Source organism: Ideonella sp. (assembly GCF_036277275.1).
GTDB lineage: Bacteria > Pseudomonadota > Gammaproteobacteria > Burkholderiales > Burkholderiaceae_C > Ideonella.
On record NZ_DASUNH010000092.1, the window covers coordinates 40,435 to 48,588 of the forward strand.

9 protein-coding genes are annotated in these 8,154 nt (G+C 65.2%); 7 read left to right on the forward strand and 2 right to left on the reverse strand.

The annotated features are described in order from the left end of the window. Positions 1-32: 32 nt before the first annotated feature. On the forward strand, positions 33-1,058 hold the full coding sequence (gene pip, locus VFY73_RS16035; protein ID WP_414654473.1) for a prolyl aminopeptidase: 1,026 nt from the start codon (positions 33-35) through the stop codon (positions 1,056-1,058). A 9-nt stretch (positions 1,059-1,067) separates the two neighbouring features. Here pip and VFY73_RS16040 read toward each other — a convergent pair whose 3' ends face one another. Beyond that, positions 1,068-1,412 (reverse strand): acyl-CoA thioesterase, encoded by a 345-nt coding sequence (locus VFY73_RS16040; RefSeq protein WP_329720516.1) that lies wholly within the window; start codon positions 1,410-1,412, stop codon positions 1,068-1,070. A gap of 158 nt (positions 1,413-1,570) precedes the next feature. Here VFY73_RS16040 and VFY73_RS16045 point away from each other — a divergent pair, with 158 nt between their 5' ends. The 6 genes from VFY73_RS16045 (at position 1,571) to VFY73_RS16070 (ending at position 7,718) form a co-directional block, all read left to right on the forward strand. After that, the gene (locus VFY73_RS16045) at positions 1,571-3,412 is read left to right on the forward strand and encodes an ABC transporter ATP-binding protein/permease (protein ID WP_329720500.1); all 1,842 of its coding nucleotides are present in this window, start codon (positions 1,571-1,573) and stop codon (positions 3,410-3,412) included. Then, positions 3,393-4,307: a LysR substrate-binding domain-containing protein gene (locus VFY73_RS16050; RefSeq protein ID WP_329720502.1), complete on the forward strand. Its 915-nt coding sequence runs from the start codon at positions 3,393-3,395 to the stop codon at positions 4,305-4,307. The genes VFY73_RS16045 and VFY73_RS16050 overlap by 20 nt, the downstream gene beginning before the upstream one ends. Before the next feature lie 235 nt (positions 4,308-4,542). Beyond that, positions 4,543-5,439: an amino acid ABC transporter substrate-binding protein gene (locus VFY73_RS16055; RefSeq protein WP_329720504.1), complete on the forward strand. Its 897-nt coding sequence runs from the start codon at positions 4,543-4,545 to the stop codon at positions 5,437-5,439. Positions 5,440-5,565: 126 nt separating this feature from the next. Further along, a complete protein-coding gene (locus tag VFY73_RS16060; protein WP_329720506.1) occupies positions 5,566-6,309 on the forward strand; it encodes an amino acid ABC transporter permease in 744 nt (247 codons plus the stop codon). Further along, positions 6,306-6,971 (forward strand): amino acid ABC transporter permease, encoded by a 666-nt coding sequence (locus VFY73_RS16065; RefSeq protein WP_329720508.1) that lies wholly within the window; start codon positions 6,306-6,308, stop codon positions 6,969-6,971. Before VFY73_RS16060 ends, VFY73_RS16065 begins: the two co-directional genes overlap by 4 nt. Positions 6,972-6,983: 12 nt before the next feature. Then, positions 6,984-7,718 carry an amino acid ABC transporter ATP-binding protein gene (locus tag VFY73_RS16070; protein ID WP_329720510.1) on the forward strand — a complete coding sequence of 245 codons (735 nt, stop codon included), beginning with the start codon at positions 6,984-6,986 and terminating at the stop codon, positions 7,716-7,718. Between the two features lie 79 nt (positions 7,719-7,797). Here VFY73_RS16070 and VFY73_RS16075 read toward each other — a convergent pair. Further along, the coding region (locus VFY73_RS16075) for an EAL domain-containing protein (protein ID WP_329720512.1) at positions 7,798-8,154 on the reverse strand (357 nt) is incomplete at its 5' end.

Consider the following 8,154-nt stretch of genomic DNA (forward strand, 5'->3'; position numbering starts at 1 on the left):
GGCGGTAGCGCATGGGAGGCGGCGGCTACAGTATGAGGATGGCTCAGAACCCCGCGACGCTCTCCGAACCCAGCGCAGCACCCGCTGCGTCCGACCCGCAGACAGGCAGCGATGCGCCCGCCGTGCTCTATCCGGCGATCGAGCCCTTCGCTAGCGGCCACCTGGACGTCGGCGACGGACACACGCTCTACTGGGAGCTGTGCGGCAGTCCCCATGGCCAGCCGGCGGTCTTCCTGCACGGCGGCCCCGGCAGCGGCTGCAGCGCCGATCAGCGCCGCCTGTTCGATCCACAGCGCTATTGCGTGTTGCTGTTCGACCAGCGCGGCTGCGGCCGCTCCACGCCACATGCCTGCATTGAGGCCAACACCACCGACCACCTGGTCGCCGACATCGAACGCCTGCGCGAAATGCTGGGCGTGCAGCGCTGGCTGGTGCTGGGTGGTTCCTGGGGCAGCACGCTGGCGCTGGCCTATGCACAGGCGCTTCCGGCGCGGGTTTCGGCGCTGGTGCTGCGCGGCGTCTTTACTGCGCGGCGCGAAGAACTGCACTGGTACTATCAGGACGGCGCGAGCTGGATGTTCCCGGACGAATGGGCCCATTTCATCGCGCCCATCCCCGTCGAGCAGCGCGGTGACCTGCTGGGCGCCTATGCGCGGCTGCTGACCGGCCCGGACGAAGCGGCCCAACTGCGCGCCGCCATCGCATGGAGCCGCTGGGAAGCCCGCACGATCGTGCTTCGTCCCGATCCCGCTTCGCTGGCGCAGCGCACCGAGGCGCGCTTCTCGCTCGCGCTGGCGCGCATCGAATGCCATTACTTCATGCACGGCGCTTTCCTGGAGGAAGGCCAGTTGTTGCGCAATGCCGATCGCCTGCGCGGCATTCCCGGCGTCATCGTGCAGGGCCGCTACGACATGGCGACACCACCGCGCACCGCGCGGGAGCTGCATCGCGCCTGGCCCGGCTCGGAACTGAAGCTCGTCGAAGCCGCCGGCCATGCGTTCAAGGAACCGGGCATCACTGACCAACTGATCCGCGCCACCGATCGATTCGCGCGCTGAGTCGACGTCCTATCCCTTTGGGATCTTGCGTGGCTGGCCCTGCATGTCGATCGCGACATAGGTCAGCTTGGCTTCGGTCACCTTGACCACGTACAGATCCTGCGGGTTGCGCTCGGCATAGACCTCGACGTGCACGGTGACGGAGGTGTTGCCGATGCGGGTGACCGTGGCGTAGAAGCTCAGCAGGTCACCGATCGACACCGGCTGCTTGAAGACGAACTCGTTGACGGCCACCGTCGCGATGCGGCCCTTGGTGATGCGCATCGGCAGCACCGCGCCGGCGAGGTCGACCTGGGCCATGATCCAGCCGCCGAAGATGTCGCCATTGCCGTTGGCATCGGCGGGCATCGGCATCACCCGCAGCACGAGGGTTTTGTCGTCGGGCAAACGTTGGACCAGTGGCTCGGGCACACTGGGGTGGGCTGCCGCGCGTGCGGCGGCGTTGGGGTCGGCATCGGTCATGGTGTCCCGTCCTCTCACTTCATCTTGTTGTACGAGCCGATTCTTTCACGATGCGTCGTCAATCACTGGCCGCCAGCCCCTCATCCCCAGCGGCTTCCGGCCAACGTTCACACACTGACAGGGCCACGCTGAAGCGCCTGCTGCCCTACATCTGGCAATACCGTTGGCGCGTCGGTGCGGCGCTGCTGTTCCTGGTCGCGGCCAAGGTGGCCAACCTGGGTGTGCCGCTGCTGCTCAAGACACTGGTCGACGATCTCAACCTGCCGGCGGGTGACGCGCGCGGCTTGCTGGTCGTGCCGGCAGGCTTGCTGCTGGCCTACGCTGCGCTGCGGCTGTCGACCAGCGTCTTCACCGAGCTGCGTGAGCTGGTGTTCGCCAAAGCCACGCACGGGGCGTCGCGCCAGATCGCGCTGGAGACCTTCCGCCACCTGCACGCGCTGAGCCTGCGCTTCCATCTCGAGCGGCAGACCGGCGGCATGACGCGCGACATCGAGCGCGGCACGCGAGCGTTGCAGTCGCTGGTCTCGTATTCGCTCTACACGATCCTGCCGACGGTCGTCGAGCTGGTGTTGGCGTTGGTGCTGCTGGGCACCAAGTTCGACCTTGGCTACGTGTGGATCACGCTGACGGCGCTGGCGGCCTATGTGACATTCACGATCACTGTCACCGAGTGGCGCACGCAGTTCCGCCACAAGATGAACGAGCTCGATTCACGCGCGCATACCCGCGCGATCGACTCGCTACTGAACTACGAGACGGTCAAGTACTTTAACAACGAGGCTTTCGAGGCGCAGCGCTACGACACCGGACTGGACGCCTACCGCCGCGCGCAGATCAAGTCGCAGACTTCGCTGTCGCTGCTGAACACCGGCCAGCAGCTGATCATCGCCTGCTCACTTCTGGCGATGCTGTGGCGGGCGACCAGCGGTGTCGTGAGTGGCCAATTGACGCTCGGCGACCTGGTGCTGATCAACGCGTTGTTGATCCAGCTCTACATCCCGATGAACTTCCTTGGCGTGCTGTACCGCGAGGTCAAGCAGAGCCTGGCCGACCTGGACAAGATGTTCACGCTGCTGGAGCGTGAACGCGAGGTGGCCGACGCGCCGGGAGCGCCGGACCTGCAGGTGCATGGCGCCACGCTGAGGTTCGAGGATGTCGGCTTTGCCTATGACCCGGCGCGCCCGATCCTGCAGTCGCTGAGCTTCGAGGTGCCGGCCGGCAAGACGGTGGCGGTGGTCGGCGCCAGCGGCGCGGGCAAGAGCACGCTGGCGCGCTTGATCTACCGCTTCTACGACGTGCAGGCCGGCCGCATCACGATCGACGGGCAAGACATTGCGCAGGTGACGCAAGACAGCCTGCGTCGCGCGATCGGCATCGTGCCGCAGGACACGGTGCTGTTCAATGACACGATCGAATACAACATCGCCTATGGCCGCGCCGGCGCCTCGCGGGCCGAGGTCGAGGCCGCGGCGAAGGCGGCGCACATCCACGACTTCATCGTGGCCCAGCCGCTGGGTTACGACACCGTGGTCGGTGAACGTGGGCTGAAACTGTCGGGCGGCGAGAAGCAGCGGGTGGCGATTGCCCGCACGCTGCTGAAAGACCCGCCGGTGATGATCTTCGACGAGGCCACCTCGGCGCTCGACTCGGCCAACGAGCGGGCGATCCAGGCCGAGCTGAAGAGCGTGTCGCGCGGCAAGACGACGCTGGTGATCGCGCACCGCCTGTCCACCGTGGTCGATGCGTATGAAATTCTGGTGATGGAAGCGGGCCGCATCATCGAGCGCGGCTCGCATGCGGCGCTGCTGGCCCAGGGCGGGCGCTATGCTCGCATGTGGCAACTGCAACACACGGCGCAAGACCGGAGGGAAAGTGGACACCAAGTGGCTTGAAGACTTCATCAGCCTGGCCGAGACGCGCAGCTTCTCGCGTTCGGCCACATTGCGCCATGTGACCCAGCCGGCTTTTTCGCGCCGCATCCAGGCGCTCGAAGCCTGGGCCGGCATCGACCTGGTCGACCGCTCGTCCTACCCGACGCGGCTGACACCCGCCGGCGAGACCTTCCACGCGCAGGCGCTGGAGATCCTCGGCAACCTGCAGGCCACGCGCAACATGATGCGGGGGCACCAGGTGGCGGGCCAGGACATGGTCGAGTTCGCGGTGCCGCACACGCTGGCCTTCACGTTCTTCCCGCACTGGCTGATGGACCTGCGCAAGCGCCTGCCGACGCTGAAGAGCCGGCTGATTGCGCTGAACGTGCACGACGCGGTGATGCGCATGACCGAAGGCAGCTGCGACCTGCTGATCGCCTACCACCACCCGACACAGCCGCTGCAACTGGCGCCTGACCGCTACGAGATGCTGAGCCTCGGTACCGAAACACTCGCGCCCTATGCCAAAGCCGGTGCCGACGGGCAGCCACTGTGCAAGCTGCCCGGCCGCCCCGGGGCACCGGTGCCCTTCCTCAGCTATGCGTCGGGCGCCTACATGGGGCGGCTGGTCGAGCAGATCATCAAGCACGCGCCGACGCCGCCGGTGCTGGATCCGATCTACGAAACCGACATGGCCGAGGGCCTGAAGGCGATGGCGCTCGAGGGCCATGGCCTGGCGTTCCTGCCGGCCAGCTCGGTGCGCAAGGAGCTGAAGGCCAAGCGCCTGGTGGCGGCCGGCTCGAGCGACTACGAGATGACGATGGAGGTGCGCATCTACCGCGAGCGCCCCGAAGTCGCGCGCCATGTAAAGGCCGGCGCCCAGGAGCTGTGGGGCTTTCTGCAGTCACGCCAGTGAGCGCTTGGCATCATAGTGAAAACCCTCAGTCGTCATGCAGCCCGCGCATAAGGGCTCAGACAATCGGCATTGGCCTCGGCTGCTGCACGCCGTTACAGTCCGCGCCCAACGCCTGGGTCCCGTGCACGGCGCACTTCCTGCTTGTGAAGTGTCCAGCAGTACGGGCTTGCACGTAGTCCTGGTGACGACGATTGACGTTACACCTGCACCTTGTATTCCATTCGAAGGAGTTCGCATGAAGAAAACCCTGCTGGTCCTGGCTGCCTTGGCGGTCGTGGGCGTGGCCCAAGCCCAGTCCAACGACACGCTGAAGAAGTTCAAGGACACCGGCGTGGTGACCGTGGGCGTGCGCGAGTCCTCCGGCGCGCTGTCGTACACCCTGGGCGACGGCAAGTACGTCGGCTATCACGTCGAGATCTGCCAGCGCGTGCTGGCCGACATCGAGAAGCAGGTCGGCAAGAAGCTGGAGATCAAGTACCAGCCCGTGACCTCGCAAAACCGCATCCCGCTGGTGCAGAACGGCACCGTCGATATCGAGTGCGGCTCGACCACCAACAATGCCACCCGCCAGAAGGACGTCGCGTTCGCCGTCACGACCTTCGTCGAGGAGGTGCGCATTGCGGTGAAGGCCAATTCGGGCATCAACTCGATCGACCAGCTCAACGGCAAGAAGGTCGCCACGACGACCGGCACGACCTCGGTGCAGACGCTGCGCAAGCACGAGCGCGCCACCAACGTCAACTTCGAGGAGGTGTTCGGCAAGGACCACGCCGACAGCTTCCTGCTGCTCGAATCTGGCCGTGCCGATGCCTTCGTGATGGACGGCGCAATCCTGGCCGGCAACATCGCCAAGGCCAAGAACCCGGCCGACTTCAAGCTCGTTGGCGACGTGCTGTCGGTCGAGCCGATCGCCATCATGATCCGCAAGGACGACCCGGCCTTCAAGAAGGCGGTGGACGACAGCCTGAAGGCGATGATGAAGTCGGGTGACATCGCCAAGCTGTGGACCAAGTGGTTCGAGCAGCCGATCCCGCCGTCCAACACCAAGGTCGGCATGCCGCCGAACGAGAACACCAAGGCGGCATGGGCCAACCCCAACGACAAGCCGATGGAAGACTACGCGAAGAAGTAAGAACAGAGTGCTGGCAAACACCGTGGCTGCAGGCCCGGTGTTTGCATAGGCTGACGGCGCGGCCACCCGAGGTTGCCGCGCCTTTTCTTTGGGGCCTGTTCGAAGGCCCAGCGCCGGGGGACGTTCGTGGCGAATTGGGATTGGCAGGTGTTCTGCAAGGACACCATCAGTGGCGATGTGTCGCCGCGTTGCTTCGGCAGCGGCGGCGACATCACTTACCTGGACTGGATGCTCTCAGCCTGGGGTTGGACGCTGTCAGTGGCACTGCTCGCGCTGGTGGTGGCGCTGGTGGTCGGCTCGCTGATGGGCATTTTCCGCACGACGCCGAGCAAACCGTTGGTCTGGCTGGGCAATGCATGGACCGAGCTGTTCCGCAACATCCCGTTGTTGGTGCAGATCTTTGTCTGGTACCACGTGATCCCGTCGCTGATCCCGCCGCTGAAGGATGTGCCGAGCTTCATCCTCGTCGTGCTCGGGCTGGGCTTCTTCACCTCGGCGCGTATTGCCGAGCAGGTCAAGGCCGGCATCCAGAGCTTGCCCAAGGGCCAGCGCTACGCCGGGCTGGCGATGGGCCTGACCCTGCCGCAGACCTACCGCTACGTGATCCTGCCGATGGCGTTTCGCATCGTCGTGCCGCCGCTGACCAGCGAGAGCATGAACATCATCAAGAACTCGGCGGTGGCGTTCGCGGTGTCGATCGCTGAGCTCACCCAGTTCGCGATGCAGGCGCAGGAAGAAACCTCGCGGGGCGTCGAGATCTACCTGGCGGTGACCGCGCTGTACTTCATCTCGGCCTTCGCGATCAACCGCATCGCCAAGGTGATCGAGACCCGCTTGCAAGTCCCCGGGCTCATCGGGGGTGGCAAATGAATCTGGACTTCGGTTTTCTCAGCTGGGATGTCGTTTCCAGCTTCGTTGCCAAGGGCTTCCTCTTCTCGATCCAGCTTACGCTGGTCGCGATGATCGGCGGCATCTTCATCGGCACCTTGCTGGCGTTGATGCGGTTGTCCGGCCGACCCTGGCTGGTGACGCCGGCAGCGCTCTACGTCAACACGCTGCGTTCGGTGCCGCTGGTGATGGTGATCCTGTGGTTCTTCCTGCTGATCCCGCTGCTGATCGGGCGGCCGATGGGCGCCGAGCTGTCGGCCATGATCACCTTCACGGTGTTCGAGGCGGCCTACTACTCGGAGATCATGCGCGCCGGCATTCAGAGCGTGCCGCGAGGCCAGGTCTTCGCGGGTTATGCGGTGGGCATGACCTACCGGCAGTGCATGCAGTTGATCGTGCTGCCGCAGGCCTTCCGCAACATGCTGCCGGTGCTGCTGACGCAGACGATCATCCTGTTCCAGGACACCTCGCTGGTCTATGCGATCGGCGCCTACGACCTGCTGAAGGGCTTCGAGGTCGCCGGCAAGAACTTCAACCGCCCGGTCGAAACCTACCTGACCGCTGCCGTCGTCTACTTCGTCATCTGCTTCAGCCTGTCGATGCTCGTGCGTCGCCTGCAGCAGAAGATCCAGATCATTCGATAAGGGGCCCACGCCATGATCGACATCAAGAACGTCTCCAAATGGTACGGCTCGTTCCAGGTGCTGACCGATTGCACGACGACCATCAAGAAGGGTGAGGTCGTCGTCGTCTGCGGCCCCTCGGGCTCGGGCAAGTCCACGCTGATCAAGACGGTCAACGCGCTGGAGCCCTTCCAGCAAGGCGACATCGTGGTCGACGGCATCTCGATCGCCGACCCGAAGACCAACCTGCCGAAGCTGCGCAGCCGAGTCGGCATGGTGTTCCAGCACTTCGAGCTGTTCCCGCACCTGTCGGTGACCGAGAACTTGACGCTGGCGCAGGTGAAGGTGCTCAACCGCAGCCTCGACGACGCGAAGACCCGCGGCCTGAAGATGCTGGACCGTGTCGGCCTGATGGCGCACAAGGACAAGTTCCCCGGTCAGCTCTCGGGGGGGCAGCAGCAGCGTGTTGCGATTGCCCGCGCGTTGAGCATGGACCCGATCGTGATGCTGTTCGACGAGCCGACCTCGGCCCTCGACCCCGAGATGGTCGGCGAGGTGCTCGACGTGATGGTCCAGCTGGCGCACGAAGGCATGACGATGATGTGCGTGACCCACGAGATGGGCTTCGCGCGCAAGGTCAGCCACCGCGTGATCTTCATGGACGCCGGCAAGATCATCGAAGATTGCACGAAGGAAGAGTTCTTCGGCAGTCCCGATGCCCGCTCGCCGCGCGCCAAGGACTTCCTGTCGAAGATCCTGCAACACTAGGCCCGCGGGCTGTCTTCCGGGTGCGCCTTGCGGAGCGCCGCCCCGCTGGGAACGCCAGGGCCGCGCCGGGCCGCGGCGTTCAGGCCTGCGCGCGTTCGCCCAGCCAGGCGGCCAACGCCGCCGCACTCAACGGCCGACTGATCAGATAGCCCTGCAATTCGTCGCAATGCATGGCGACCAGCGCTTCGCGCTGCGCCTCGGTTTCGACCCCTTCGGCGGTGACCGCCAGCTTCAGGCCGTGGGCCAGCTGCACCACGGCACGGGCGATCGCATGTGCCCCGGCATCGGTTGGCAAGCTGGTGACGAAGCTGCGATCGATCTTGATCTTGTCGACGGCGAGTTCGCGCAGGTGCGCGAGCGACGACTGGCCGGTGCCGAAATCATCGATCGCGACCCGCACCCCGATTCGCTTGAGCTGCTTCAACGTGCCCTTGAC

Bases quoted from the DNA above. Each gene is read 5' to 3' on its own strand.
- pip (WP_414654473.1), top strand. From the start codon at position 33: ATGAGGATGGCTCAGAACCCCGCGACGCTCTCCGAACCCAGCGCAGCA.
- VFY73_RS16040 (WP_329720516.1), bottom strand. From the start codon at position 1,412: ATGCCGATGCCCGCCGATGCCAACGGCAATGGCGACATCTTCGGCGGC.
- VFY73_RS16045 (WP_329720500.1), top strand. From the start codon at position 1,571: ATGCGTCGTCAATCACTGGCCGCCAGCCCCTCATCCCCAGCGGCTTCC.
- VFY73_RS16055 (WP_329720504.1), top strand. From the start codon at position 4,543: ATGAAGAAAACCCTGCTGGTCCTGGCTGCCTTGGCGGTCGTGGGCGTG.
- VFY73_RS16065 (WP_329720508.1), top strand. From the start codon at position 6,306: ATGAATCTGGACTTCGGTTTTCTCAGCTGGGATGTCGTTTCCAGCTTC.
- VFY73_RS16070 (WP_329720510.1), top strand. From the start codon at position 6,984: ATGATCGACATCAAGAACGTCTCCAAATGGTACGGCTCGTTCCAGGTG.